A 25,586-nucleotide genomic window follows, 5' to 3' on the forward strand; every position below is an offset into this window, starting at 1 on the left:
GCCAAATGTCCCTTCGACGTATCATGGTCACCGCGGTGCGCAACCTGCACCCGGTGACCCTCACACCCTCCCCCCGCATCAATATTCTCTACGGCGCCAACGGCAGCGGTAAGACCAGCGTGCTCGAAGCTGTGCACCTGCTCGGCCTGGCTCGCTCATTTCGCAGCACTCGCCTGAATCCGGTCATTCAATACGAACAACCGGCGTGCACGGTATTTGGCGAAGTGCAGCTGGCCGAGGGTGGCACCAGCAACCTTGGTGTTTCACGGGAGCGCCAGGGGGAGTTCACCATTCGCATTGATGGCCAGAATGCCAGGAGCGCAGCCCAATTGGCTGAGCTGCTGCCCTTGCAGCTGATCAACCCAGACAGTTTCCGCTTGCTGGAAGGCGCGCCGAAAATACGTCGGCAGTTCCTCGATTGGGGGGTGTTCCACGTGGAACCTCGCTTCCTGCCCGCCTGGCAACGCCTGCAGAAGGCGCTGCGGCAGCGGAACTCGTGGTTGCGTCATGGTACACTTGACCCAGCTTCGCAAGCCGCCTGGGACCGGGAATTGTGCCTGGCCAGCGCGGAAATAGATGAATACCGTCGCAACTACATCAAGGCCTTGAAGCCCGTCTTCGAGCGAACCCTGAGCGAACTGGTCGAGCTGGACGGGTTGACCCTGAGCTATTACCGAGGCTGGGACAAGGACCGGGAACTGCAAGAAGTCCTCGCCTCCTCTCTCCTTCGCGATCAGCAGATGGGCCATACCCAGGCCGGTCCGCAACGTGCTGATTTGCGTCTTCGTCTGGCTGCCAATAATGCAGCGGACATTTTGTCGCGCGGTCAGCAAAAGTTGGTGGTGTGCGCATTGCGCATCGCCCAGGGCCACCTCGTCAGCCAGGCTCGCCGCGGTCACTGTATTTATCTCGTGGATGACTTGCCGTCGGAGCTGGACGACCAGCACCGCCGCGCATTGTGCCGCTTGCTTGAAGAATTACGCTGCCAGGTGTTCATCACCTGTGTAGATCACGAATTACTGAGGGAAGGCTGGCAAACGGAAACGCCAGTTGCTTTGTTCCACGTGGAACAGGGCCGTATCACCCAGACCCACGACCATCGGGAGTGAAGGCATGAGCGAAAATCAAACGTACGACTCCTCCAGCATCAAGGTGCTGAAAGGTTTGGATGCCGTGCGCAAGCGCCCCGGCATGTACATTGGCGACACCGATGATGGTAGCGGCCTGCACCACATGGTCTTCGAGGTGGTCGACAACTCGATCGACGAAGCCCTCGCGGGTCACTGCGATGACATCACCGTCATCATTCACACCGACGAATCCATCAGCGTGCGCGACAACGGCCGCGGTATTCCGGTAGACGTGCATAAAGAAGAAGGCGTTTCGGCAGCCGAGGTCATCATGACCGTGCTGCACGCCGGCGGTAAGTTCGACGACAACTCGTACAAGGTTTCCGGTGGTCTGCACGGTGTGGGTGTTTCGGTAGTAAACGCCCTGTCCGAAAAGCTGGTGCTGACCGTTCGCCGCAGCGGCAAGATCTGGGAACAGACCTACGTGCACGGTGTGCCACAGGCGCCGATGGCCGTGGTCGGTGAAAGCGAAACCACCGGTACCCACATCCACTTCAAGCCGTCGGCTGAAACCTTCAAGAACATTCACTTCAGCTGGGACATCCTGGCCAAGCGCATCCGGGAGTTGTCGTTCCTCAACTCCGGCGTTGGCATCCTGCTGAAGGACGAGCGCTCGGGCAAAGAAGAGTTCTTCAAATACGAAGGCGGCCTGCGTGCATTCGTCGAGTACCTGAACACCAACAAGACCCCGGTCAACTCCCAGGTGTTCCACTTCAACATCCAGCGCGACGATGGCGTGGGTGTTGAAGTTGCGCTGCAGTGGAACGACAGCTTCAACGAAAACCTGCTGTGCTTCACCAACAACATTCCGCAGCGCGACGGCGGCACTCACCTGGTGGGCTTCCGTTCTTCCCTGACCCGTAGCCTGAACAACTACATCGAGCAGGAAGGCCTGGCCAAGAAGAACAAGGTTGCCACCACCGGTGATGACGCCCGTGAAGGCCTGACCGCGATCATTTCGGTAAAAGTGCCGGACCCGAAGTTCAGCTCCCAGACCAAGGACAAGCTGGTTTCCTCGGAGGTGAAAACCGCCGTGGAACAGGAGATGAACAAGTACTTCGCCGACTTCCTGTTGGAAAACCCCAACGAAGCCAAGGCCGTCGTCGGCAAGATGATCGACGCAGCCCGTGCCCGCGAAGCGGCGCGTAAAGCGCGTGAAATGACTCGCCGCAAAGGCGCGCTGGATATTGCCGGCCTGCCGGGAAAACTGGCGGACTGCCAGGAGAAGGACCCTGCCCTTTCCGAACTGTACCTGGTGGAGGGTGACTCCGCAGGTGGCTCGGCCAAGCAAGGTCGTAACCGCCGTACCCAGGCGATCCTGCCGCTCAAGGGCAAGATCCTCAACGTCGAGAAAGCCCGTTTCGACAAGATGATCTCGTCCCAGGAAGTGGGCACGCTGATCACTGCGCTGGGCTGCGGCATCGGCCGCGAAGAGTACAACATCGACAAGCTGCGTTATCACAACATCATCATCATGACCGATGCTGACGTCGACGGTTCGCACATCCGTACCCTGCTGCTGACCTTCTTCTTCCGCCAACTGCCGGAACTGGTCGAGCGTGGCTACATCTACATCGCCCAGCCGCCGCTGTACAAGGTGAAGAAAGGCAAGCAGGAGCAGTACATCAAGGACGACGAGGCCATGGAAGAGTACATGACCCAGTCGGCCCTCGAAGATGCCAGCCTGCACCTGGACGAATCGGCGCCAGCCGTTTCCGGCGTTCAGCTGGAAGCGCTGGTCAACGAATTCCGCAGCGTGATGAAGACCCTCAAGCGTCTGTCGCGTCTGTACCCGGAAGAGCTGACCGAGCACTTCATCTACCTGCCTGAAGTCACCCTCGAGCAGTTGGGCGACCATGCCGTGATGCAGGCCTGGCTGGACAGCTTCCAGCAGCGCCTGAACAACAGCCAGAAGTCGGGCCTGGCGTACAAGGCCAGCCTGCGCGAAGACAAGGAACGCAATGTCTGGCTGCCGGAAGTGGAAATCACCTCCCACGGCCTGGCCAGCTACATCACCTTCAACCGCGACTTCTTCGGCAGCAACGACTACCGCACCGTGGTCAACATCGGCGCCAAGCTGTCCAGCCTGCTGGGCGAAGGTGCCTATGTTCAGCGTGGTGAGCGCCGCAAGGCGATCGTCGAGTTCAAGGAAGGCCTGGACTGGCTGATGAACGAGACCACCAAGCGCCACACCATCCAGCGCTATAAAGGGCTGGGTGAGATGAACCCGGACCAGCTGTGGGAAACCACCATGGACCCAACCGTGCGCCGCATGCTGAAGGTCACCATCGAAGATGCGATCGCTGCCGACCAGATCTTCAACACCCTGATGGGTGATGCGGTCGAGCCGCGCCGTGAGTTCATTGAAAGCAATGCCCTGTCGGTATCGAACCTGGACTTCTGATCAGGTGTAGAAACCGCACAAAAGAAAGCCCGCGTAAGCGGGCTTTTTTTTTGGCTGCTCGATCTTGCAAGGGCTAGGACAACCCCAACGCCTTCAGGCGCCGATACAAGGTGCGCTCGCTCATGCCAAGGTGGCGCGCCAACTCACTGCGCGGCCCCTGGAACTGCTCCAGCGCCTGCGCCAGCTCACCCAGGCCATTGCGCCCTCGCCCGCCGCCAGGGCCGCAAACCTGCTCCGGGCCTATATCTTCCGGCAGGTGTTCAGGCCGTATCAGCCCGTCGTCGGCAAACAGGCGAGCCTGTTCCAGGATGTTGCGCAGCTCGCGGATATTGCCCGGGAAAGGATGCAGCTCAAGGTGCTGCTGCGCTTCGCGGCTCAGCTTCGGCGCCGGGTTGCCTGGCATGCGCTGCAGCAGGCTTTCGGCAAGCAGCGGCAGGTCTTCCACACGTTCGCGTAGCGCGGGCAAGCGGATGGGGAAACCGCTGATGCGGTAGTACAGGTCTTCCCGGAACGTGCCCTCAGCCACCATCTGCTTCAATGGCTTGTGCGTCGCCGACACCAGGCGGAAATCCGAATGCACGGTACGCAGGCTGCCAACCGGGCGGAAGCTGCCGGACTCGATCAGGCGCAGCAACTTGACCTGCATGGCCAACGGCACTTCGCCGATTTCATCAAGAAACAGCGTGCCGCCATGGGCCGCTTCGGCCAGGCCGATCTTGCGCTGGTTGGCACCGGTGAAGGCGCCTTTCTCGTAGCCGAACAATTCGCTCTCGAACAGCGACTCGGTCAGGCCGGTGCAGTCGACCACCACCAAGGGGCCGTTGGCCCGTGGGCTGCCCATGTGGATGGCGCGGGCGAACAGCTCCTTGCCGGTGCCCGATTCGCCCTGCAGCAGCACCGGGATTTGCGCGGGTGCCGCACGCTGCAGGCTGGCCAAGGCATGCTTGAAGGCCGGCGCGCGCCCGACCAGCCCTTGCTGCTGAGGTTGCGCCGAGGCCAGGGTGACGGTGGTCAGGCGCTCGACGAAGGCCACCACCCTGCCCTGTTCATCGAGGATCGGGCGCAACTCCACATCCACGTGTTCCGGCCCGCGTGGGGTGTGATGAATGTGCAGGACCCGCTCCGGCACTTTGCTGTCCCACGCTTTGCGCATCGGGCAATGCTCACCGGCCTGGTCGCACGGCACCGCGTAGTGATGGGAGACGCGGTGGCACTTCTCGCCCAGTGGCGCTTGCTGGTCACGGCCGAACAACCGGCGATAGGCCGCGTTGGCCGCGAGGATGTTGTAGTCGGTATCCAGCACGATCGTAGGCAGTGCATCGTGTTCGAGGTAGGAAACCAGGGCTAGGATGATGGAACGGGATTCAGGCATGACGGCACCGATGGATGACCGATGCAGGGTAACAAGGACTGCCAAACACTGCCATTGGCTGTCAGTCGACTGCCAATGGCGCTGCCATACTGGCCAACCTTGCGTCAGCAGCGCCCGGTTTCATTGGCCATTGCAGCCCGGGCGGCCTGGCATGCATCTTGATAAACCTCCTGGCACTGCCTGCGCCTGCCAAGGTGCGGTGGATAAATTGGAGAACGTGATGATCATCGGCAACAACCTTCACGTGGAAGCCTTCTTCGACAAGGCGACCTCGACCATCAGCTACCTGGTCATGGACGGCGAGACGCGCAAGTGCGCACTGATCGACAGCGTCCTCGACTACGACCCCAAGTCCGGGCGCACCTGCACCGATTCGGCCGACTTGCTGATTGCCCGGGTAAAGGCGCTGGGTGCCGAGGTGCAGTGGGTGCTGGAAACCCACGTGCATGCCGACCACCTTTCTGCGGCGGCCTATCTCAAGGAACATCTGGGCGGGCATACCGCCATTGGTGCGCACATCACCCAGGTGCAGAAAGTCTTCGGTTCGCTGTTCAACGCCGAACCTGGCTTCGCCCGCGATGGCAGCCAGTTCGATGTGCTGCTCGAAGACGAGGAAGGGTTTCGCATCGGCAACCTGCATGCCCGTGCCCTGCACACCCCTGGGCATACCCCCGCCTGCATGAGCTATGTGGTCACCGATGCCGGGGAGAAGGCGGTGTTCGTTGGCGACACCCTGTTCATGCCCGACTACGGCACGGCGCGCTGCGACTTCCCCGGTGCCGACGCCCGCACCCTGTATCGCTCCATCCGCCGCTTGCTGGCATTCCCCGACCAGACCCAGCTGTTCATGTGCCACGACTACCTGCCAGGTGGCCGTGACATGCGCTACGTGACCACCGTGGCCGAGCAGCGCGCCAGCAACATCCACATCCACCACGGCATCGACGAGGACAGCTTCGTCGCCATGCGCGAAGCCCGCGACAAGACACTCGACATGCCAGTGCTGATCCTGCCTTCGGTGCAGGTGAACATGCGCAGCGGCCATTTCCCCGAGCCCGAGGAAAACGGCGTGAGCTACCTGAAGATCCCGCTGAACAAGCTCTGACTGCCCTGCTCCATCATTAGAAATCCAGGAAATTCCGTCATGCCTGCCTTGTTGTCCTCCCCTCATGCCGACCACCACAAAGTGGTCATCGTCGGTGCCGGCGCCGCCGGTATCGCCACCGCCTCAAGCCTGATCAGCCGCGACCCGTCGCTGGACATCGCCCTCATCGACCCCGCCGACGTGCACTACTACCAGCCCGGCTGGACCATGGTCGGTGCGGGTGTGTTCAAGGCGCCAAGCACCGCCCGCACCATGGCCTCGGCCATCCCCCGTGGTGTGCACTGGGTGAAGGCTCGGGTTCAGGGCTTCGACCCGTCGGCCCAGCTGGTGATGCTCGAAGACGGCCGCGCCATCAGTTACGAACAGCTGGTGGTCTGCCCTGGCCTCAAGCTCGACTGGGAGGCCATTGCCGGGCTCAGCGAAACCCTTGGCCGCAATGGGGTGACCTCCAACTACCGTTACGACCTGGCGCCCTACACCTGGCAGCTGGTGCAAAAACTCAAGCAGGGCCGCGCGCTGTTCACCCAGCCGCCCATGCCGATCAAGTGCGCGGGCGCACCGCAAAAAGCGTTGTACCTGTCGTGCGACCACTGGCTGCGCCACGGCCATCTGGGTAACGTCAAGGCCAGCTTCTTCAATGCCGGCGCCGTGCTGTTCGGCGTGCCCGACTATGTACCGGCGCTGATGGCCTACATCGACAAGTACGGGGTCGACCTCAACTACAGCCACCGCCTGGTGGCGGTGGATGGCCCCAACAAGCGCGCGACCTTCGCCCGCACCCTCGCCGACGGCAGCAGCGAAACCCGCACCGAAGCCTTCGACATGCTGCACGTGGTACCGCCGCAGGTCGCCCCTGACTTCATCCGCCAGAGCCCGTTGGCCGATGCCGCCGGCTGGGTCGACGTCGACCCGCAGACCTTGCGCCATCGCCAGTTCTCCAATGTTCATGCCCTGGGCGACGTGGCCAACACCAGCAACGCCAAGACCGCCGCCGCTGCCCGCAAGCAGGCACCGGTGGTGGCCAACAATGTGCTGGTGGCGCTCGGCAGGCTGCCGACCCTGGCCCAGTACGATGGCTACGGCTCCTGCCCGCTGACCGTCGAGCGCGGCAAGATCGTGCTGGCCGAGTTCACCTATGGCGGCAAGGTCGCGCCCAGCTTCCCGCGCTGGCTGCTCGACGGTCGCAAGCCTACCCGCCTGGCCTGGCTGCTCAAGGCGCGGGTGCTACCACCGCTGTATTGGCAGGGCATGCTCAAGGGGCGTGAGTGGTTGGCACGGCCGCAGCCGCTGGTCGAGGCACGCCAGTGATCGAACACGAACTGTTGGGCGCCGGCCTCGGCGCCATCATCGGTGCGGTGCTGGCGCTGACTGGCGCCGGCGGTGGCATCCTGGCGGTGCCGCTGCTGGTGTTCGGCCTGGGCTTGTCGATGGTCGAAGCGGCGCCGATCGGGTTGCTGGCGGTGGGGATGGCGGCGGCCGTGGGCGCAGTGCTGGGGTTGCGGCAAGGCCTGGTGCGTTATCGCGCTGCCCTGTTCATCGCCTTGATCGGCATCGCGGCAGCGCCGTTCGGCTTGATGCTCGCCCACCGCTTGCCCAACACGCCCCTGGCCTTGGTGTTCGCCGCGGTGCTGGTGTATGCCTGCCTGCGCATCTGGCGCAAGGCAGCCAAGGAGCTGCGCGGCGAAGCGTCGGAAGCTCACCGCTACATCGAACCCTGCGTGCTCAACCCGCTGCAGGGCCGCTTGCGCTGGACCTTGCCGTGCGCACGCGCCCTGGCTTTCACCGGGGCGTTGTCCGGGCTGCTGTCCGGTTTGCTCGGCGTGGGGGGCGGGTTCGTGATCATTCCGGCGTTGAACCGCTACACCAACTTGCGCATGAAAAGCATCGTTTCCACCTCGCTGGCGGTGATCGCCCTGGTGTCCACGGGCAGTGTGGTCAGCGCCAGCCTGGCAGGCGTGATGCACTGGCGCGTGGGTGCACCGTTCGCCGTCGGCGCGGTGCTCGGCTTGCTGGCGGCCCGGCCGCTGGCCGCCAAACTCGCCGGGCCACGCCTGCAGCAGATGTTTGCCGTGGCCGGTTGGTCGGCGGCGTTGCTGTTGGCCGGCAAGGCGCTACTCGGCTAGCAGTTCGCCTTGTTGCGCAGCGCACAGCGCCAGCAGGTAGTCCCACACCACCCGCAGGCGCACCGACTTGTGCAGCTCGCGGCGGGTGCAGATCCAGTAGCTGCGCTGGATGGTCTCGCTGGGCAGCACGCGCACCAGCGTGGGGTCGTGGCGGGCCATGTAGTTGGGCAGCACGGCAATGCCCAGCCCTGCGCGGGCGGCGGTCTGCTGGGCAATCACGCTGGTGCTGCGAAAGGCGACGTTGGGTGAACGGCAGAAGCTATTGAGAAACAGCAGCTCCTGGCTGAACAACAGGTCATCGACGTAGCCGATCCAGCTGTGCTGGGCCAAATCCTCGCGGTGGCGCAGTGGCGGGGCGCGGTCCAGGTAGGCTTGGCTGGCATACAGCGCCAGGCGGTAGTCGGTGAGCTTGCGGGTGATCAACAGGTCGGCGCTGGGCCGTTCCAGGTGAATGCTGATTTCCGCTTCGCGGTTGAGGATGCTGACGAAGCGCGGCACGGCCACCAGTTCCACCTCGAGGCCCGGGTAGCGCTCGAACAGCTCGCCCATGCGCGGCGTGAAAAACATGATGCCGATGCCTTCGGTGACGCCCAGGCGGATCTTGCCCAGCGGGGTGATGGCCTGGGTGATTTCTTCCTGCGCCAGCAGGGCGACGTTTTCCATGGCTTCGGCGTGCTTGAGCAGTGCCTGGCCGGACGAGGTCAGCTCGTAGCCCTGGGCATGCTGCACGAACAGCGGCGTGCCGAGGCTTTTCTCGATGCTTTCGATATGCCGGGCAACGGTGCTGTGGGTGGTGTTGAGGCGTTTGGCGGCAGTGAGCAGGCGGCCGCTGCGCTGCAATTCGAGGAAAAACCGCAGATCATTCCAGTCGAACATGCTTGTCCCTTTGTGCTGTTCGTTCCGGCCCTATCGCCGGCAAGCCGGCTCCCACAGGTTCACCACATGGCTCGAAGCCTGGGCTTTACCTGTGGGAGCCGGCTTGCCGGCGATAGGGCCGGTACAGGCTTACCGCTGTGCTAAAACGCACAACGGCTGCGCGAAATCTCGTGTTTCCTCTGCGAAATTAATCAATAAGATGTAGGACGACAAGAACAATAATCAGGCGCGAGGTTGCACATGCCGTCAGCCGATTCTGTCTTCGATTACGTGGTCGTAGGTGCCGGTCCCGCCGGCTGCCTGTTGGCCAATCGTTTGTCCGCCGACCCCACCTGCCGGGTATTGCTGCTCGAAGCGGGCGGCCGCGACAACTATCCCTGGATTCACATCCCCGTCGGTTACCTCTACTGCATCGGCAACCCACGCACCGACTGGTGCTTCAAGACCGAGGCACAACCCGGCCTGGGCGGGCGCAGCCTGGGTTACCCGCGGGGCAAGGTGCTGGGCGGCTGTTCCTCGATCAACGGCATGATCTACATGCGCGGCCAGGCTGCCGACTACGACCATTGGGCCGAGCAAGGCAACGATGGCTGGGCCTGGAAAGACGTGCTGCCACTGTTCAAGGCCAGCGAAAGCCACTTTGCCGGCAGCAGCGAGCACCATGGCGGCGACGGTGAATGGCGGGTCGAGCGCCAGCGCTACAGCTGGCCGATCCTCGATGCCTTCCGCGATGCCGCCGAGCAGGCCGGCATCGGCAAGGTCGACGACTTCAACACCGGTGACAACCAGGGCTGTGGATACTTTCAGGTCAACCAGCGCAGCGGCGTGCGCTGGAATGCCTCCAAGGCGTTCCTGCGGCCGATAAAAGGCCGCGCCAACCTCACCGTGCTCACGGACGTGCAGGTCGACCAGGTACTGCTCAACAACACCCGTGCGCGGGCAGTGAAAGCCCGCTGGCAAGGCGCCTGGCATGAGTTTGCCGCGCGCCGCGAGATCATTCTGTGCGCTGGCGCCGTGGGTTCGCCTGGCATTCTCCAGCGTTCGGGCATCGGCCCGAGCAAGCTGCTGCAAAGCCTGGGGATCGCCGTGCGCCACGACATGCCCGGGGTGGGCGGCAACCTGCAGGACCACCTGCAGCTGCGCCTGATCTACCAGATCCGCAACACCCGCACCCTCAACCAGATGGCCAACAGCTTGTGGGGCAAGATGGGCATGGGCCTGCGCTACCTGTACGACCGCAGCGGCCCGTTGGCCATGGCGCCAAGCCAGCTCGGCGCGTTCGTGCGCTCGAGCCCCGAGCAGGCCACGCCCAACCTGCAATACCACGTGCAACCGCTTTCGCTGGAGCGCTTCGGCGAGCCGCTGCATCAGTTCCCGGCCTTTACCGCGTCGGTGTGCAACCTGCGCCCGGCAAGCCGCGGGCGCATCGACATCGCCAGCGCAGATATGCACAGCGCCCCGCTGATCGACCCCAACTACCTGAGCGACCCCCAGGACTTGCGCGTCGCCGCCGATGCCATTCGCATCACCCGGCGCATCGTCCAGGCCCCTGCCCTGGCCGCCTTCGCCCCCGAGGAATACCTGCCGGGGCCGGCGCTGCAGAGCGAAGAACAACTGTTCGAAGCCGCCGGCAAGATCGGCACCACCATCTTCCACCCGGTGGGCACCTGCCGCATGGGCAACGGCGCGCTGGACGTTGTGGATAACCAGCTGCGCGTGCACGGCATCCCCGGCCTGCGCGTGGCGGATGCCTCGATCATGCCGCAGATCACCTCCGGCAATACCTGTTCCCCCACCCTGATGATCGCCGAGAAGGCGGCGCAACTGATCCTCAAAGGAGCGGCTACCCAGACCTACCTAAACGAAGACGCGATACCGACGCCCTGACCCGGGTGCGTGCAGTACCGGCGGCTGTGGTCAGAGGCTGCCGACAGTGGAACAAAAAGAATAATCACTGTGGCCTGTGGGCCGAGGACAGCAACGATGTCGGATTACATCCAAGAGCAGGGGGCGACGGCGAGCAGCCCCAGCCGCCGTGAAGAACGCAAGATCATTTTCGCGTCATCCCTCGGGACGGTTTTCGAGTGGTATGACTTTTTTCTCTATGGCGCGCTGGCAGCGGTCATCAGCAAGCAGTTCTTCGCTGGCGTGAATGACACCACCGCCTTCATCTTCGCCCTGATGGCCTTTGCCGCCGGCTTTCTGGTGCGGCCTTTCGGCGCCCTGGTGTTCGGCCGCCTGGGCGACATGATCGGGCGCAAGTACACCTTCCTGGTGACCATCGTGCTGATGGGCCTGTCCACCTTCGCGGTCGGCCTGCTGCCCACCTACGCCAGCATCGGCATCGCTGCGCCGATCATCCTGGTGGTGCTGCGCATGCTCCAGGGCCTGGCCCTGGGCGGCGAATACGGTGGCGCCGCCACCTACGTTGCCGAGCACGCGCCAGCGGGCAAGCGTGGTTTCCACACCGGTTTCATCCAGTCCACGGCTACCCTCGGCCTGCTGTTGTCGTTGCTGGTGGTGCTGGGCAGCCGCTACATCAGTGGCGACCAGTTCGAAACCTGGGGCTGGCGCCTGCCGTTCCTGCTGTCGATCGTGCTGCTGGCGATTTCCACCTGGATCCGCATGAGCATGCACGAGTCGCCGGCCTTCGTGAAAATGAAAGCCCAGGGCAAGGTCAGCAAGTCGCCGATCCGTGAGTCGTTCACCTCCTGGCCGAACCTCAAGGTGGTGCTCACTGCGCTGTTCAGCATCAACGCCGGGCAGGCGGTGACCTTCTACACCGCGCAGTTCTACGTGCTGTTCTTCATGACCCAGATGCTCAAGATGGACCCGGCCCAGGCCAACACCCTGCTGATCATCAGCGTGGTGATCGGCGCGCCGTTCTTCGTGTTCTTCGGCTGGCTGTCCGACCGCATCGGGCGCAAGCCGATCCTGATGCTCGGCCTGCTGCTGGCCACGGTGCTGTACTTCCCGCTGTTCAAGGCGCTCAGCCACTACGCCAACCCGCAGATCGACGCTGCCAGCCGCCAGGCGCCCATCGTCGTCACCGCCGACCCGCAGAGCTGCACCTTCCAGTTCGACCCGGTGGGCAAGGCGCGTTTCGACAGCCCGTGTGACAAGGTCAAGACCTTCCTGGTCAAGCAGGGCCTGCCCTACAGCTCGGTGGATGTGGCGGGCAGCCAGGTCGTGGTGAACATTGGCGACAAGACCATCAACGGCTTCGACGAAGCCGCCATGCGCACGGCGGTGGAACAGGCGGGCTACCCGGCCAAGGCAGACCCGGCGCAGGTCAACCAGGTGATGGTGGTGGTGCTGATCGTGGCGATGATCCTGATTGCCACCATGACCTACGGGCCATTGGCGGCGGTGATGGTCGAGCTGTTCCCCACGCGCATCCGCTACACCTCGATGTCCCTGCCCTACCACATCGGCAACGGCTGGTTCGGGGGCTTTTTGCCGACCGTGTCGTTTGCGTTGGTGGTGTACACCGGGGATATCTTCTATGGGCTGTGGTACCCGGTGCTGGTGACCGGGATCAGCCTGGTGGTGGGGATCTTCTGCCTCAAAGAAACCAAGGATGTGGATATCGACAAGATCTGAGGCTTTGTAGGAGCGGCCTTGTGTCGCGAAAGGGGCGCGCAGCGGCCCCAAATTATCAGCCATTGCTGAAATCGCCGGGGGCTGCCTTGCAGCCCTTTCGCGACACAAGGCCGCTCCTACAACCCATAAAAAAACCGGCTGTAAAAGCCGGTTTTCTTATGCCCCGAAAAAACTTATGCACGATTTTCGGAAAAATGTCATACAGAGAAATAAACAGCCAATTCAAATACTTAGCTATCACTTACGGCATTTAGTCCAAAAATTGCTAACAACTTATCCACAGAAGCTCAAGCCATCTGCTCCTGCGGTTTTTCATCCACTGGCGGCAGCGAGCCCATGGCCCGCTGGGTCGCCTCGTTCCAGGCGGCAGCGCGGTCGTTGAGCTCGGCGATGGCGCGAGGGCCAGTGCCGTTGGCGTACATCGGTTCGCCGATCACCACCTCGATGGTGCCTGCGCGCTTGCCCCAGCCAGCCTTCGGCCAGAACTTGCCAGCGTTGTGCGCAATCGGCAGCACCGGCAACCCGGCATTCACCGCCAGCGCGGTACCGCCACGGGAGAACTTGCCCACGGTGCCAAACGGCACGCGCGTCCCTTCCGGGAAGATCAGCACCCACACCTTCTGCTTGAGCAGCTCGTCACCCTGGCTGGCGACCTGGCGCAGGGCTTCCTTGGGGTTGTCGCGGTTGATCGCGATCGGCCGCAGCATGGCCATTGCCCAGCCGAAAAACGGCACGTACAGCAGCTCACGCTTGAGCACCTGGCTCAGCGGCGAGAAGTACGCCGACAGGAAGAAGGTCTCCCAGGTGCTCTGGTGATTGGAAAGAATCACGCAAGGCTCGCTGGGCACGTTCTGCGCACCGGTGATCTTGTAGTCGATGCCCAGAATGCTACGGCTCAAGAACAACGCGCAGCGGCACCAGTAGACGTTGATGAACTTGTAGCGCTTGGGGAACGACAAAAAGGGCGCAACGAAGAAGCAAAGCGAGCACCACAACAGCGAACTGGTGCCCAGCAGCAGGTAAAAAAGAAAGATTCTGATCGCCTGCAGGATCGACATAGTGGCAAGTACCGTTGCGGGGCGTGCCCGCCTGAGAAAAATGCGCCCGTAGGCGCATTGTTTAAATTAGTTCTCTGGCGATAGCTGCCAGATCGTCGAAAATCAGTGTAGTTTCACCGACGCCTTTTTCCAGGGTCCGCTCGCCCTTGCCGGTTTTCACCAGCACCGGTTGAGCTCCGACGGCCAGGGCGGCCTGCAGGTCACCCGTGCTGTCGCCGACGAACCACACGCCGTGAAGGTCGGCCTGGTAGTGCTCGGCAATCGCCCGCAGCATGCCCGGCTTGGGCTTGCGGCAAGCGCAGCCTTCGTCTGGCCCGTGCGGGCAGTACACGATGTGGCCCACTTCACCGCCCTGCTCGGCCACCCGCTCGCGCAAGCGCGCATGCATGGCCTCCAGGGTTGCCAGCGAGTAGTAGCCACGGGCGATGCCGGACTGGTTGGTGGCCACGGCCACCGTCCAGCCCGCCTTGCTCAACTGCGCGATCGCCTCGATCGAGCCGGGTATCGGGATCCACTCTTCCAGCGACTTGATGTAGGCGTCGGAGTCCTGGTTGATCACCCCGTCACGATCGAGAATCAGCAGTTTCAAGGCTTACCCCAGCAGCGAAATGTCGGCAACGCCCAGGAACAGGCCGCGCAGGCGGCTGAGCAGGGCATAACGGTTGGCGCGTACCTTGGCGTCCTCGGCATTGACCATCACCGCCTCGAAGAAGGCGTCGACCGGGTCGCGCAGGGCGGCCAGGCGAGCCAGCGATTCGCTGTACTGGCGTGCCGCAGCCATCGGTTGCACGGCCTGGTCGGCCTGCTGGATGGCCGAGTACAGGGAGAACTCGTTGGCGTTGTCGAAGTACTTCGGCTCGACCTGCTCGGCGATGGCGCCTTCGGCCTTGCTCAGCAAGTTCGACACACGCTTGTTCACCGCGGCCAGGGCCTCGGCTTCCGGCAGCTTGCGGAAGGCCTGCACGGCCTGCACGCGCTGGTCGAAGTCCAGGGCCGAGCCCGGCTTCAGGGCACGTACCGACAGGTAGGTGGCAACGTCGATGCCTTCGTCTTCGTAGCGCGCACGCAGGCGGTCGAAGATGAATTCCAGCACCTGCTCGGCCAGGCCGGCGGCCTTGACCTTGGCACCGAACTGCTTGACCGCGAACTCGACCGCGGTGGTCAGGTCCAGGTCCAGCTGCTTCTCGATCAGGATGCGCAGCACGCCCAGGGCGGCACGGCGCAGGGCGTACGGGTCCTTGCTGCCGGTGGGCAGCATGCCGATGCCGAAGATGCCGACCAGGGTGTCGAGCTTGTCGGCGATGGCCACGGCCGCACCGGTGAGGGTCTGCGGCAGCTCGGCGCCAGCACCGCGCGGCATGTACTGCTCGTTCAGGGCCTGGGCGACGTCTTGCGGCTCGCCATCGTTGAGCGCGTAGTAGTAACCGGCAACGCCCTGCATCTCAGGGAACTCGCCAACCATCTCGGTGGCCAGGTCGCACTTGGACAGCAGGCCGGCACGGCCGGCGCGCTGGGCGTCGCCGCCGATCAGCGGGGCGATGAACGCGGCCAGCTTGGACACACGCTCGGCCTTGTCGTAGACAGTGCCCAGCTGAGCCTGGAACACCACGTTCTTCAGGCGCTCGTTGAAGGTTTCCAGCGGCTGCTTCTTGTCCTGCTTGAAGAAGAACTCGGCGTCGGTCAGGCGCGGGCGCACGACCTTCTCGTTACCCTGCACGATCTGCTTGGGGTCACGGCTCTCGACGTTGGCCACGGTGATGAAGCGCGGCAGCAGCTTGCCTTCGCTGTCGAGCAGGCAGAAGTACTTCTGGTTGTCCTGCATGGTGGTGATCAGGGCTTCCTGCGGCACCTCGAGGAAACGCTCCTCGAACGAGCACACCAGCGGCACCGGCCACTCGACCAGCGCGGTCACTTCGTCCAGTAGCGCCGGCGGCACGATGGCAGTGCCTTCCTGCTGCAGGGCCAGCTCGGCGGTACGCTTGCCGATCAGCTCGCGGCGCTCGGCGAAGTCGGCCAGCACGTAGGCTTTGCGCAGGTCTTCGACGTAGTTGGCCGGGGTGGTGATGACCACGTTTTCCGGGTGGTGGAAACGGTGGCCACGGGATTCACGGCCGGCCTGCTGGGACAGGATGGTGCAGTCGACCACCTGGTCGCCGAGCAGCATCACCAGCCACTGGGTCGGGCGCACGAACTCTTCACGGCTGGCCGCCCAGCGCATGCGCTTGGGGATCGGCAGGTCGTTGAGCGAATCCTCGACGATGGTCGGCAGCAGGCTGGCAGTGGCCTTGCCCGGGATGTGCTGGGAGAAGCGCAGCTTGGCGCCGCTCTGGTCGATTTCCGACAGCTCCACGCCGCACTTCTTGGCAAAGCCCAGGGCAGCCTGGGTCGGCTCGCCGTCCTTGAAGGCAGCCTGCATGGGCGGGCCGTCGATGTTGATGCTGCGGTCTGGCTGCTGCACGTCGAGCTGGCGGATCAGCACGGCAAGGCGGCGCGGCGCGGCGTACACCTGCTTGCCGGTGTAGTTCAGGCCAGCGGCCTGCAGGCCCTTCTCGATGCCGGCCAGGAAGGCGTCGCCGAGGGTTGCCAGGGCTTTGGGTGGCAGCTCTTCGGTGCCCAGTTCAACCAGGAAATCTTGAGCACTCATTGTGCAGCCTCCAGCTTCGCCAACACTTCGTCACGCAGTTCAGGGGTGGCCATCGGGAAGCCCAGGCGTGCGCGGGCTTGCAGATAGCTTTGCGCCACGTCCCGGGCCAGGGTACGGACACGCAGGATGTAGCGCTGGCGCTCGGTCACCGAGATGGCGCGGCGGGCGTCCAGCAGGTTGAAGGTGTGCGAAGCCTTCAGCACCATTTCATAGGTCGGCAGCGGCAGGTCCAGCTTGATCAGGCGGTTCGCTTCGCTTTCGTAGAAGTCGAACAGTTCGAACAGCTTCTCGACGTTGGCGTGCTCGAAGTTGTAGGTCGACTGCTCCACCTCGTTCTGGTGGAACACGTCGCCGTAGGTGACCTTGCCGAACGGGCCGTCGGCCCACACCAGGTCGTACACCGAGTCGACGCCCTGGATGTACATGGCCAGGCGCTCCAGGCCGTAGGTGATTTCACCGGTGACCGGGTAGCACTCGATGCCGCCCACTTGCTGGAAGTAGGTGAACTGGGTCACCTCCATGCCGTTGAGCCAGATTTCCCAGCCCAGGCCCCAGGCGCCCAGGGTCGGCGATTCCCAGTTGTCTTCGACGAAGCGGATATCGTGGACCAGCGGATCCAGGCCGATGGCTTTCAGCGAGCCGAGGTACAGCTCCTGGAAGTTGGCCGGGTTCGGCTTGAGCACCACCTGGAACTGGTAGTAGTGCTGCAGGCGGTTTGGGTTTTCGCCATACCGCCCGTCGGCAGGACGACGGCTGGGCTGCACGTAGGCGGCGTTCCAGGTCTCCGGGCCGACGGCGCGCAGGAATGTAGCGGTGTGGAAAGTGCCGGCGCCTACTTCCATATCGTAGGGCTGAAGCACCACACAACCTTGAGCTGCCCAGTAGTTCTGCAGGGCGAGGATCAGGTCTTGGAAGGTACGCACGGCTGGCGTAGGCTGGCTCACGAAATTCACCTGTATCTGGGGATGCGGATGTAAAGAGCGGGAGTATAACCTGATTCGCTTCGCCCTCTACTCATTGGAGCCTTATGCCACGCTGCTTTTGGTGTACCGACGATCCGTTGTACCAGGCCTACCACGACCAGGAATGGGGAACGCCACAGCGTGACCCGGCGTTGCTCTTCGAGATGCTTTTGCTCGAAGGGTTCCAGGCGGGGTTGTCATGGATCACCGTGCTGCGCAAACGCGAGCGCTATCGCGAGGTTCTGCACGGCTTCGACCCGCACCTGCTGGCGCAGATGAGCGACGAACGGGTCGAAGAGCTGATGCTCGATACCGGCATCATCCGCAACCGCCTCAAGCTCAAGGCCGTGCGCCGCAATGCCCAGGCCTGGCTGGCGCTGGACAACCCCGGCCAATGGCTGTGGTCGTTCGTCGGCGGCGAGCCGAAGATCAACCACTTCACCAGCCGCGGCGAAGTGCCGGCCGTCACCGACGAGGCCAAGGCAATGAGCAAGGCCCTGCAGAAAGCCGGCTTCACCTTCGTCGGCCCGACCATCTGCTACGCCTTCATGCAGGCCACCGGCATGGTCATGGACCACACCACCGATTGCGATCGCTACGCCGCCTTGCTGCGCTGAGGGGTTACAATGCGCGCCTTGCTGAAATAAGGAATTCGCCTGTGGAAAAGTTCAAGGGCGCCCTGATGGTCGGGGTGCTACGCCTGTTCGCCAAGCTGCCCTGGGGCGCTGTACAGCGCGTTGGCGCCGGTATCGGCTGGCTGATGTGGAAGGTCCCCAATGGCTCGCGCAACGTGGTGCGCATCAACCTGGCCAAGTGCTTCCCGCAGATGGACCCGGTCGAACGCGAGCAGCTGGTGGGCCGCGCGCTGAAAGATATCGGCAAGTCCTTTGTCGAAAGCGCCTGTGCCTGGATCTGGCCGCCGCAGCGTTCGCTGGACCTGGTCAAGGAAGTGCACGGCCTGGAAGTGCTGGAGCAGGCCCTGGCCTCGGGCAAGGGCGTGGTCGGCATCACCAGCCACCTGGGCAACTGGGAAGTGCTCAACCACTTCTATTGCAGCCAGTGCAAACCGATCATCTTCTACCGCCCGCCGAAGCTCAAGGCGGTGGATGACCTGCTGCGCGAGCAGCGCGTGCAGATGGGCAACCGCGTGGCACCTTCGACCAAGGAAGGCATCCTCAGCGTGATCAAGGAAGTGCGCCGCGGTGGCCAGGTGGGCATCCCTGCCGACCCGGAGCCGGCCGAGTCGGCGGGGGTGTTCGTGCCGTTTCTCGGGACCCAGGCGCTGACCAGCAAGTTCGTGCCGAACATGCTGGCCGGGGGCAAGGCGGTGGGGGTGTTCCTGCATGCCCTGCGGCTGCCGGATGGTTCGGGCTTCAAGGTGTTTCTGGAGGCGGCGCCGGAAGAGATGTACAGCACCGATGTGAACGTGTCGGCGGCGGCCATGAGCAAGGTGGTCGAGCGTTATGTGCGTGAGTACCCGAGCCAGTACATGTGGAGCATGAAGCGCTTCAAGAAGCGGCCGGCCGGGGAGCCGCGCTGGTATTGAGGTTTTTGGGGGCGCTTTGCGCCCCTTTCGCGACACAAGGCCGCTCCTACAGAGGATCGCGGTCCCTGTAGGAGCGGCCTTGTGTCGCGAAAGGGCTGCAAAGCAGCCCCAGCAATCTCAAACCTTGTTCAGCTTCCTGAGAAACACCGCCATTTCCTTCTCGGCCTGCTTGTCGCCATGGGCCTGCGCCGCCACGATCCCGTCCTCCCAGGCCGTGCGCGCCGCCGCCACATCGCCCTGCAACTGATACGCCTTGCCCAGCAGCTTCCAGGCCGCCGAATACTTCGGGTCCTGCTCCACACAGCGCGCCAGGTGCACCGCCGCCTCGGCCCCATTGCCCTCGTCCAGCCAGGCCTTGCCCAACCCAAACCTCAGCAAAGGGTTATCCACACCCTTGGCCAGCATCTTCTCCAGCGATTCGCGCATGCCCTCTTCCCCTAGAAGAAACTCAAGCCGACGTGGAACAGCTTCTCCACATCCCGAATATGCTTTTTATCCACAACGAACAGGATCACATGGTCGCCCGACTCGATCACCGTGTCGTCGTGGGCGATCATCACTTCTTCGTCGCGGATGATCGCGCCGATGGTGGTGCCCGGCGGCAGGGCGATGTCCTCGATGGCCTTGCCGACCACCTTGCTCGACTTCGAATCGCCATGCGCCACCGCCTCGATGGCCTCGGCCGCGCCGCGGCGCAGCGAGTGCACGCTGACGATATCGCCCCGGCGCACGTGCGCCAGCAAGGTGCCGATGGTGGCCAGCTGCGGGCTGATGGCGATATCGATGTCGCCGCCTTGCACCAGGTCGACGTAGGCCGGGTTGTTGATGATGGTCATCACCTTGCGCGCGCCAAGGCGCTTGGCCAGCAGCGACGACATGATGTTGGCCTCGTCGTCGTTGGTCAGGGCCAGGAAGATGTCGGCATCGGCGATGTTCTCTTCGAGCATCAGGTCCTTGTCCGAGGCACTGCCCTGCAGCACCACGGTGCTTTCCAGGGTGTCGGAGAGGTGGCGGCAGCGGGCCGGGCTCATCTCGATGATCTTCACCTGGTAGCGGCTTTCGATGGCCTCGGCCAGGCGCTCGCCGATCTGCCCGCCACCGGCGATGACCACACGCTTGTTGGTTTCATCGATGCGCCGCAGCTCGCCCATCACCGCGCGGATGTCCTTGCGTGCGGCAATGAAGAACACCTCGTCGTCCGCTTCGATCAAGGTATCGCCGCGTGGCGTGATCGGCCGGTCGCGGCGGAAGATCGCCGCCACGCGGGTGTCGACGTTGGGCATGTGCGCGCGGATCTGGCGCAGCTGCTGGCCCACCAGCGGCCCGCCGTAGTACGCCTTGACCGCCACCAGCTGGGCCTTGCCTTCGGCGAAGTCGATCACCTGCAGCGAGCCTGGGTGCTCGATCAGGCGCTTGATGTAGTTGGTCACCACCTGCTCGGGGCTGATCAGCACGTCCACCGGGATGTGGTCGTTGTCGAACAGTTCTTCGCGGGTGAGGTAGGCCGATTCGCGCACCCGGGCGATCTTGGTCGGGGTGTGGAACAGCGTGTAGGCCACCTGGCAGGCGACCATGTTGGTTTCGTCGCTGTTGGTCACTGCCACCAGCATGTCGGCGTCGTCGGCACCGGCCTGGCGCAGCACCGTGGGCAGCGAGCCACGGCCCTGCACGGTGCGGATGTCGAGGCGGTCGCCCAGGTCGCGCAGGCGCTCGCCGTCGGTATCGACCACGGTGATGTCGTTGGCTTCGCTCGCCAGGTGCTCCGCCAGCGTACCGCCCACCTGCCCTGCGCCGAGGATGATGATCTTCATCCGCTACTCCCTAACGTGTGCTTACCCGCGCGAGGCGGCGATCTTGATCAGCTTGGCATAGTAGAAGCCGTCGTGGCCGCCTTCCTGGGCCAGCAGCTGGCGCCCGTGCGGCTGGCGCAGGCCGGCTTCGGTGGCCAGGGCCAGTTCGCGGGCACCGGGGGTGCGGGCGAGGAAGGCGCCGATCACCTCGGTGTTCTCGGTCGGCAGGCTGGAGCAGGTGGCGTACAGCAGCATGCCGCCCACTTCCAGGGTCGGCCACAGGGCATCGAGCAGCTCGCCTTGCAGCGTGGCCAGGGCGGGGATGTCATCGGCCTGGCGGGTCAGCTTGATGTCCGGGTGGCGGCGGATCACGCCGGTGGCCGAGCACGGGGCGTCGAGCAGGATGCGCTGGAACGGTTTGCCGTCCCACCAGCTGGCGGTATCGCGGGCATCGCAGGCGATCAGTTCGGCGTCCAGCTTGAGGCGCTCGAGGTTTTCGCGCACGCGGGTCAGGCGCTTGGCTTCCAGGTCGATGGCCACCACGTGCGCCAGGCCTGCTTCCGCTTCGAGCAGGTGGCAGGTCTTGCCGCCGGGGGCGCAGCAGGCGTCGAGCACGCGCTGGCCGGGGGCCAGCTCGAGCAGGTCGGCAGACAGCTGCGCCGCCTCGTCCTGCACGCTCACCCAGCCTTCGGCGAAGCCCGGCAGGCCACGCACGTCGCAGGCTTCGCCCAGCACGATGCCATCGCGGCTGTACTGGCAAGCGCTGGCGGCAATGCCGGCTTCGGCCAGCAGCGCCAGGTAGGCGTCACGGCTGTGATGGCGACAGTTGACCCGCAGGATCATCGGCGGGTGCGCGTTGTTGGCCGCGCAGATCGCTTCCCACTGCTCTGGCCAGAACGCCTTGAGCTGCTTTTGCAGCCAGCGCGGGTGGGCGGTGCGCACCACCGGGTCGCGCTCCATGTCGGCCAGCAGCGCCTCGCCTTCGCGCTGGGCGCGGCGCAGCACAGCATTGAGCAGGCCCTTGGCCCAGGGCTTTTTCAGCTTGTCGGCGCACCCGACGGTTTCACCGATGGCGGCGTGGGCCGGAATGCGCGTGTAGAACAGCTGGTACAGGCCGACCAGCAGCAGTGCCTGCACATCGGCATCGGCGGCCTTGAAGGGTTTTTGCAGCAACTGGGCGGCGAGCAGGTCCAGGCGCGGCTGCCAGCGGGCGGTGCCGAACGCCAGGTCCTGGGTGAGGCCACGGTCGCGTTCTTCGACCTTGTCCAGTTGCGCCGGCAGCGAGCTGTTCAGCGAGGCCTTGCCGCTGAGGACAGCGGCCAAGGCACGGGCGGCGGCGAGGCGTGGGTTCATTGGCCGAGCACCTTGCCACTGGCGAACTTCTCGCGGCGGCTGTTGAACAGGTCACTGAAGGCCAGGGCCTTGCCGCCGGGCAGTTGCAGGCGGGTGAGGCTCAGCGCCTGGTCGGCGCAAGCAACCACCAGGCCGTCCTTGCTGGCTTCGAGAATTTCGCCGGGGGCGCCCTGGCCTGTGGACAACTTGGCGGCCAGCACCTTCACGCTCTCGCCGTCCAGGGTGCTGTGGCACACCGGCCAGGGGTTGAAGGCGCGGATCAGGCGCTCCAGTTCCGCAGCCGGGCGGTTCCAGTCGATGCGCGCTTCGTCTTTGTTCAGCTTGTGTGCATAAGTGGCCAGGGCATCGTCCTGCACTTCACCTTGCAGCGAACCGTCTGCCAGGCCGGCGATGGCCTGGACTACAGCCGGCGGGCCCATTTCGGCGAGGCGGTCGTGCAGGCTGCCGCCGGTGTCGTCGGCGCTGATCGGGGTCACCACCTTGAGCAGCATGGGGCCGGTGTCCAGGCCCGCTTCCATGCGCATCACGGTCACGCCGCTCTCGGCATCGCCGGCTTCCACGGCGCGCTGGATCGGCGCCGCGCCGCGCCAGCGTGGCAGCAGCGAGGCGTGGCTGTTGATGCAGCCCAGGCGCGGGATATCCAGCACGGCCTGGGGCAGGATCAGGCCGTAGGCCACCACCACCATCAAGTCTGGCTTGAGCGCGGCGAGTTCGGCCTGGGCGTCTTCGTTGCGCAGGGTTGGCGGCTGGAACACCGGGATGTCATGGGCCATGGCCAATTGCTTGACCGGGCTCGGCATGAGCTTCTGCCCGCGGCCGGCAGGGCGGTCGGGCTGGGTGTAGACAGCCACGATCTGGTACGGGCTGTCGAGCAGGGCCTTGAGGTGTTCGGCGGCAAACTCTGGAGTGCCTGCAAAGACGATGCGCATGGAGTTCTCGCTTCAAAAAAGAAAAAGGCTTGCCGGAGCAAGCCTTCTGGAAGGTGGGGATCAGGCTTGCTGGCGGTGCTGCTTTTCCAGCTTCTTCTTGATCCGGTCGCGTTTGAGTTGCGACAGGTAGTCGACGAACAGCTTGCCGTTGAGGTGATCGAACTCGTGCTGCACGCACACCGCCAACAGGCCTTCGCATTCCAGTTCGAACGGCTTGCCGTCGCGGTCCTGGGCCTTGACCCGCACGCGCAGGGGGCGGTCGACGTTCTCGTAGAAGCCCGGTACCGACAGGCAGCCTTCCTGGTACTGGCCCATGTCGTGGGTCAGCTCTTCGACGGTGGGGTTGATGAAGACGCGCGGTTCGCTGCGGTCTTCGCTCAGGTCCATGACCACGACCTGCTTGTGCACGTTGACCTGGGTCGCGGCCAGGCCGATGCCAGGGGCTTCGTACATGGTTTCAAACATGTCGTCGATCAGCTGACGCAGGGCGTCGTCGAACTCCGTCACCGGTTTGGCAAGGGTGCGCAGGCGCGGGTCCGGGAATTCGAGAATGTTCAAGATGGCCATAAGGTCAGGCAGTCACTGTGCGTTCGGTTGAAAACTGAACACACATAATAAAGGGAATCGACGATTTCGGCACCTGGCAAGCTCGTCTAGGGTGTCTATAGGCTTGATAGCCCGCATTTAATGGACAGCTTTTCAAAGTGTTACCCACACAGTTATCCACAGGTTGTGCCACGTAGATGGCCCTGTTTCGATCAAGGATGATCACCATGCCGTTTCACCATTTGTCGCTTTGTCCGCCGGCCGAGCTTGAGGCCCGATTGCGCCTGCATTGCCTGCCGGAAACCGGATTGCGAAGGTTTCACACCCTGCTCGAAGCGTTCGGCAGTGCCTCTTCGGCGCTCAGTGCGCCGGCGGGTGCCTGGCGTGCCCTGGGTCTTGGGCAGGCCGCCGTCGATGCCCGGCGCAGCGCCGCCGTGCGCGACGCCGCACTGGCCGCGATGGCCTGGTTAGAGCGCCCCGGCCAGCATTTGCTGATGTGGGACAGCCCTGGCTACCCGGCCTTGCTGGCCGAAATCGATGATCCCCCGCCGCTGTTGTTCGTTGCCGGCGACCCTGCCGTGCTCGAGCGACCTCAGCTGGCGATAGTGGGCAGCAGGCGTGCTTCACCGCCGGCACTCGACACCGCCCGGGCATTCTCGCGTTACCTGGCGCAGGCCGGGTTCACCATCACCAGTGGCCTTGCCCTGGGCATCGACGGTGCCGCTCATCGGGCGGCGCTGCAGGCTGGGGGGAGCACGATCGGGGTGCTGGGCACGGGCCTGCAAAAACTTTATCCACAGCGCCACCGCGACTTGGCCAAGGCCATGATCGACAGCGGTGGCGCGCTGGTTTCCGAGTACCCGCTGGATGCCGGCCCGCTGCCGGGCAACTTCCCGCGGCGCAATCGCATCATCAGTGGTTTGTCGCTGGGTGTGCTGGTGGTCGAGGCCAGCCTTGCCAGCGGCTCGTTGATCACTGCACGCCTGGCAGCCGAACAGGGCCGCGAGGTGTATGCCATCCCCGGCTCCATCCACCACCCCGGCGCCAAGGGTTGCCACCAGCTGATTCGCGATGGCGCGCTGCTGGTGGAGAGTGTGGAGCAGATCCTGGAAACCTTGCAGGGATGGCAGAACCTGCCGCCGCCCGTTGTGGATAAACCCTCCCATCCCCTGCTCGCTTTGCTACATGCCGCGCCGCAGACCAGCGAGGCGCTGGCCGCCGGTAGCGAGCTACCCTTGGCCCAGGTGCTGGCGCAATTGACCGAGCTGGAGCTCGAAGGCCGGGTCAGTAATGAAGCCGGGCGTTGGTTTGCCCGCGTGGGCTAAGTAAACTGCGCCCATGGCTTAAATGCGGAGATACAAAATGGTGAGCAGTTGGCGTGTGCAACAAGCCGCACGTGAGATCCGGGCCGGCGCGGTAATCGCCTACCCGACGGAAGCGGTCTGGGGCCTGGGCTGCGACCCATGGAACGAGGACGCGGTGTATCGCCTGCTGGCGCTGAAGTCGCGGCCTGTGGATAAAGGGCTGATTCTGGTGGCCGACAACATCCGCCAGTTCGATTTCCTGTTCGAGGATTTCCCGGAAGACTGGATCGACCGCATGGGCAGTACCTGGCCCGGGCCCAATACCTGGCTGGTACCGCATCAGGACCTGTTGCCGGAGTGGGTGACGGGGCAGCATGACACGGTGGCGCTGCGGGTCAGTGATCATCCCCAGGTGCGCGAGTTGTGTGCGTTGGTGGGGCCGCTGATTTCCACGTCGTGCAACCCGGGTGGGCGGCCGGCGGCGAAGACGCGGTTGCGCGTGGAGCAGTACTTCCATGGCCAACTGGACCTGGTGCTCGGTGGGGCGCTGGGTGGGCGGAAGAATCCGAGCGTGATTCGTGACCTGGTGACCGGCGAGGTCGTGCGCCCGGGTTGATCCTCTTGGGTGAGCGCTAATTGCTGTAGGAGCGGCCTTGTGTCGCGAAAGGGCTGCGCAGCAGCCCCATCAATTTCCGCACCGGTATTGCACTCGGGGGCCGCTTTGCGGCCCTTTCGCGACACAAGGCCGCTCCTACAAAGGGGCGCTGGCTTTTCTGAAGTGGTACCCCGCCGCCTGCAAGAGCGCCACTCAACCTGTGGGAGCCGGCTTGCCGGCGATTGT

At 64.0% G+C, this 25,586-nt stretch carries 22 protein-coding genes; 11 read left to right on the forward strand and 11 right to left on the reverse strand.

Annotation, left to right across the window (positions count from 1 at the left end; translation table 11 throughout):
* The first annotated feature begins 5 nt into the window (after window positions 1–5).
* Entirely contained in the window at window positions 6–1,109 is a 1,104-nt protein-coding gene (gene recF, locus L6D75_RS04245; RefSeq protein ID WP_176511753.1) for a DNA replication/repair protein RecF, read from the forward strand.
* Window positions 1,110–1,113: 4 nt separating this feature from the next.
* Window positions 1,114–3,534 (forward strand): DNA topoisomerase (ATP-hydrolyzing) subunit B, encoded by a 2,421-nt coding sequence (gene gyrB / locus L6D75_RS04250; RefSeq protein WP_176511752.1) that lies wholly within the window; start codon window positions 1,114–1,116, stop codon window positions 3,532–3,534.
* A gap of 73 nt (window positions 3,535–3,607) precedes the next feature.
* Here gyrB and L6D75_RS04255 read toward each other — a convergent pair whose 3' ends face one another.
* On the reverse strand, window positions 3,608–4,906 hold the full coding sequence (locus L6D75_RS04255; RefSeq protein ID WP_176511751.1) for a sigma-54 interaction domain-containing protein: 1,299 nt from the start codon (window positions 4,904–4,906) through the stop codon (window positions 3,608–3,610).
* Window positions 4,907–5,126: 220 nt separating this feature from the next.
* Between L6D75_RS04255 and L6D75_RS04260 the strand changes: the two genes are divergently transcribed.
* Genes L6D75_RS04260 through L6D75_RS04270 form a run of 3 tightly spaced genes read left to right on the forward strand, consistent with a single transcriptional unit; the run spans window position 5,127 to window position 8,134 of the window.
* A complete protein-coding gene (locus L6D75_RS04260) occupies window positions 5,127–6,011 on the forward strand; it encodes an MBL fold metallo-hydrolase (protein WP_176511750.1) in 885 nt (294 codons plus the stop codon).
* Between the two features lie 39 nt (window positions 6,012–6,050).
* Window positions 6,051–7,319 (forward strand): NAD(P)/FAD-dependent oxidoreductase, encoded by a 1,269-nt coding sequence (locus tag L6D75_RS04265; protein ID WP_176511749.1) that lies wholly within the window; start codon window positions 6,051–6,053, stop codon window positions 7,317–7,319.
* Window positions 7,316–8,134: a sulfite exporter TauE/SafE family protein gene (locus L6D75_RS04270; protein ID WP_176511748.1), complete on the forward strand. Its 819-nt coding sequence runs from the start codon at window positions 7,316–7,318 to the stop codon at window positions 8,132–8,134. Before L6D75_RS04265 ends, L6D75_RS04270 begins: the two co-directional genes overlap by 4 nt.
* Here the strand turns inward: L6D75_RS04270 and L6D75_RS04275 are convergent.
* Window positions 8,123–9,010 carry a LysR family transcriptional regulator gene (locus L6D75_RS04275; RefSeq protein ID WP_176511747.1) on the reverse strand — a complete coding sequence of 296 codons (888 nt, stop codon included), beginning with the start codon at window positions 9,008–9,010 and terminating at the stop codon, window positions 8,123–8,125. The genes L6D75_RS04270 and L6D75_RS04275 overlap by 12 nt on opposite strands.
* 240 nt (window positions 9,011–9,250) lie before the next feature.
* Between L6D75_RS04275 and L6D75_RS04280 the strand changes: the two genes are divergently transcribed.
* On the forward strand, window positions 9,251–10,897 hold the full coding sequence (locus L6D75_RS04280; protein WP_176511746.1) for a GMC family oxidoreductase: 1,647 nt from the start codon (window positions 9,251–9,253) through the stop codon (window positions 10,895–10,897).
* A gap of 96 nt (window positions 10,898–10,993) precedes the next feature.
* Window positions 10,994–12,613, forward strand: a complete 1,620-nt coding sequence (locus L6D75_RS04285) for an MFS transporter (RefSeq protein ID WP_176511745.1) — start codon at window positions 10,994–10,996, stop codon at window positions 12,611–12,613.
* Between the two features lie 287 nt (window positions 12,614–12,900).
* Here the strand turns inward: L6D75_RS04285 and L6D75_RS04290 are convergent, their stop codons facing one another.
* The 4 genes from L6D75_RS04290 to glyQ all read right to left on the reverse strand — a co-directional run bounded on the left by L6D75_RS04290 (window position 12,901) and on the right by glyQ (window position 17,259).
* The gene (locus L6D75_RS04290; protein WP_176511744.1) at window positions 12,901–13,671 is read right to left on the reverse strand and encodes a lysophospholipid acyltransferase family protein; all 771 of its coding nucleotides are present in this window, start codon (window positions 13,669–13,671) and stop codon (window positions 12,901–12,903) included.
* Window positions 13,672–13,732: 61 nt separating this feature from the next.
* Entirely contained in the window at window positions 13,733–14,260 is a 528-nt protein-coding gene (gene gmhB / locus L6D75_RS04295; RefSeq protein ID WP_176511743.1) for a D-glycero-beta-D-manno-heptose 1,7-bisphosphate 7-phosphatase, read from the reverse strand.
* A gap of 3 nt (window positions 14,261–14,263) precedes the next feature.
* Complete coding sequence (gene glyS, locus L6D75_RS04300) at window positions 14,264–16,315, reverse strand: glycine--tRNA ligase subunit beta (RefSeq protein ID WP_176511742.1); 2,052 nt, start codon at window positions 16,313–16,315, stop codon at window positions 14,264–14,266.
* Window positions 16,312–17,259, reverse strand: a complete 948-nt coding sequence (gene glyQ / locus L6D75_RS04305; protein ID WP_012312032.1) for a glycine--tRNA ligase subunit alpha — start codon at window positions 17,257–17,259, stop codon at window positions 16,312–16,314. Before glyQ ends, glyS begins: the two co-directional genes overlap by 4 nt.
* Window positions 17,260–17,342: 83 nt before the next feature.
* Here glyQ and L6D75_RS04310 point away from each other — a divergent pair, with 83 nt between their 5' ends.
* The gene (locus tag L6D75_RS04310; protein ID WP_176511741.1) at window positions 17,343–17,894 is read left to right on the forward strand and encodes a DNA-3-methyladenine glycosylase I; all 552 of its coding nucleotides are present in this window, start codon (window positions 17,343–17,345) and stop codon (window positions 17,892–17,894) included.
* 41 nt (window positions 17,895–17,935) lie between these two features.
* Window positions 17,936–18,823 carry a lysophospholipid acyltransferase gene (locus L6D75_RS04315; RefSeq protein ID WP_176511740.1) on the forward strand — a complete coding sequence of 296 codons (888 nt, stop codon included), beginning with the start codon at window positions 17,936–17,938 and terminating at the stop codon, window positions 18,821–18,823.
* Window positions 18,824–18,940: 117 nt separating this feature from the next.
* Here L6D75_RS04315 and L6D75_RS04320 read toward each other — a convergent pair whose 3' ends face one another.
* From L6D75_RS04320 to def, 5 genes are read right to left on the reverse strand one after another with little or no spacing between them, the layout of a single operon-like run.
* Window positions 18,941–19,249, reverse strand: coding sequence for a tetratricopeptide repeat protein (locus L6D75_RS04320; protein WP_176511739.1), 309 nt, complete (start codon window positions 19,247–19,249; stop codon window positions 18,941–18,943).
* Window positions 19,250–19,260: 11 nt separating this feature from the next.
* Window positions 19,261–20,634 (reverse strand): Trk system potassium transporter TrkA, encoded by a 1,374-nt coding sequence (gene trkA / locus L6D75_RS04325; protein WP_176511738.1) that lies wholly within the window; start codon window positions 20,632–20,634, stop codon window positions 19,261–19,263.
* A 21-nt stretch (window positions 20,635–20,655) separates the two neighbouring features.
* Complete coding sequence (gene rsmB / locus L6D75_RS04330) at window positions 20,656–21,966, reverse strand: 16S rRNA (cytosine(967)-C(5))-methyltransferase RsmB (protein ID WP_176511737.1); 1,311 nt, start codon at window positions 21,964–21,966, stop codon at window positions 20,656–20,658.
* Window positions 21,963–22,895, reverse strand: coding sequence for a methionyl-tRNA formyltransferase (fmt, locus tag L6D75_RS04335; RefSeq protein WP_176511736.1), 933 nt, complete (start codon window positions 22,893–22,895; stop codon window positions 21,963–21,965). Before fmt ends, rsmB begins: the two co-directional genes overlap by 4 nt.
* A gap of 60 nt (window positions 22,896–22,955) precedes the next feature.
* The gene (gene def / locus L6D75_RS04340) at window positions 22,956–23,462 is read right to left on the reverse strand and encodes a peptide deformylase (protein WP_176511735.1); all 507 of its coding nucleotides are present in this window, start codon (window positions 23,460–23,462) and stop codon (window positions 22,956–22,958) included.
* Between the two features lie 206 nt (window positions 23,463–23,668).
* On the opposite strand from def, the gene dprA reads away from it, so the two are divergent.
* Both dprA and tsaC read left to right on the forward strand, forming a co-directional pair.
* Complete coding sequence (gene dprA / locus L6D75_RS04345; protein ID WP_176511734.1) at window positions 23,669–24,766, forward strand: DNA-processing protein DprA; 1,098 nt, start codon at window positions 23,669–23,671, stop codon at window positions 24,764–24,766.
* Between the two features lie 37 nt (window positions 24,767–24,803).
* On the forward strand, window positions 24,804–25,361 hold the full coding sequence (gene tsaC / locus L6D75_RS04350) for an L-threonylcarbamoyladenylate synthase type 1 TsaC (RefSeq protein ID WP_176511733.1): 558 nt from the start codon (window positions 24,804–24,806) through the stop codon (window positions 25,359–25,361).
* Window positions 25,362–25,586 lie beyond the last annotated feature (225 nt).

This window comes from Pseudomonas faucium (assembly GCF_021602585.1).
In the GTDB taxonomy this organism is placed as follows: domain Bacteria; phylum Pseudomonadota; class Gammaproteobacteria; order Pseudomonadales; family Pseudomonadaceae; genus Aquipseudomonas; species Aquipseudomonas faucium.

What these genes read in the sequence shown, in the direction of transcription:
- recF (WP_176511753.1), top strand. Translation starts at nt 6, where the DNA reads ATGTCCCTTCGACGTATCATGGTCACCGCGGTGCGCAACCTGCACCCG.
- gyrB (WP_176511752.1), top strand. Translation starts at nt 1,114, where the DNA reads ATGAGCGAAAATCAAACGTACGACTCCTCCAGCATCAAGGTGCTGAAA.
- L6D75_RS04255 (WP_176511751.1), bottom strand. Translation starts at nt 4,906, where the DNA reads ATGCCTGAATCCCGTTCCATCATCCTAGCCCTGGTTTCCTACCTCGAA.
- L6D75_RS04260 (WP_176511750.1), top strand. Translation starts at nt 5,127, where the DNA reads ATGATCATCGGCAACAACCTTCACGTGGAAGCCTTCTTCGACAAGGCG.
- L6D75_RS04265 (WP_176511749.1), top strand. Translation starts at nt 6,051, where the DNA reads ATGCCTGCCTTGTTGTCCTCCCCTCATGCCGACCACCACAAAGTGGTC.
- L6D75_RS04275 (WP_176511747.1), bottom strand. Translation starts at nt 9,010, where the DNA reads ATGTTCGACTGGAATGATCTGCGGTTTTTCCTCGAATTGCAGCGCAGC.
- L6D75_RS04280 (WP_176511746.1), top strand. Translation starts at nt 9,251, where the DNA reads ATGCCGTCAGCCGATTCTGTCTTCGATTACGTGGTCGTAGGTGCCGGT.
- L6D75_RS04285 (WP_176511745.1), top strand. Translation starts at nt 10,994, where the DNA reads ATGTCGGATTACATCCAAGAGCAGGGGGCGACGGCGAGCAGCCCCAGC.
- L6D75_RS04290 (WP_176511744.1), bottom strand. Translation starts at nt 13,671, where the DNA reads ATGTCGATCCTGCAGGCGATCAGAATCTTTCTTTTTTACCTGCTGCTG.
- glyS (WP_176511742.1), bottom strand. Translation starts at nt 16,315, where the DNA reads ATGAGTGCTCAAGATTTCCTGGTTGAACTGGGCACCGAAGAGCTGCCA.
- L6D75_RS04310 (WP_176511741.1), top strand. Translation starts at nt 17,343, where the DNA reads ATGCCACGCTGCTTTTGGTGTACCGACGATCCGTTGTACCAGGCCTAC.
- L6D75_RS04320 (WP_176511739.1), bottom strand. Translation starts at nt 19,249, where the DNA reads ATGCGCGAATCGCTGGAGAAGATGCTGGCCAAGGGTGTGGATAACCCT.
- trkA (WP_176511738.1), bottom strand. Translation starts at nt 20,634, where the DNA reads ATGAAGATCATCATCCTCGGCGCAGGGCAGGTGGGCGGTACGCTGGCG.
- rsmB (WP_176511737.1), bottom strand. Translation starts at nt 21,966, where the DNA reads ATGAACCCACGCCTCGCCGCCGCCCGTGCCTTGGCCGCTGTCCTCAGC.
- fmt (WP_176511736.1), bottom strand. Translation starts at nt 22,895, where the DNA reads ATGCGCATCGTCTTTGCAGGCACTCCAGAGTTTGCCGCCGAACACCTC.
- def (WP_176511735.1), bottom strand. Translation starts at nt 23,462, where the DNA reads ATGGCCATCTTGAACATTCTCGAATTCCCGGACCCGCGCCTGCGCACC.
- dprA (WP_176511734.1), top strand. Translation starts at nt 23,669, where the DNA reads ATGCCGTTTCACCATTTGTCGCTTTGTCCGCCGGCCGAGCTTGAGGCC.
- tsaC (WP_176511733.1), top strand. Translation starts at nt 24,804, where the DNA reads ATGGTGAGCAGTTGGCGTGTGCAACAAGCCGCACGTGAGATCCGGGCC.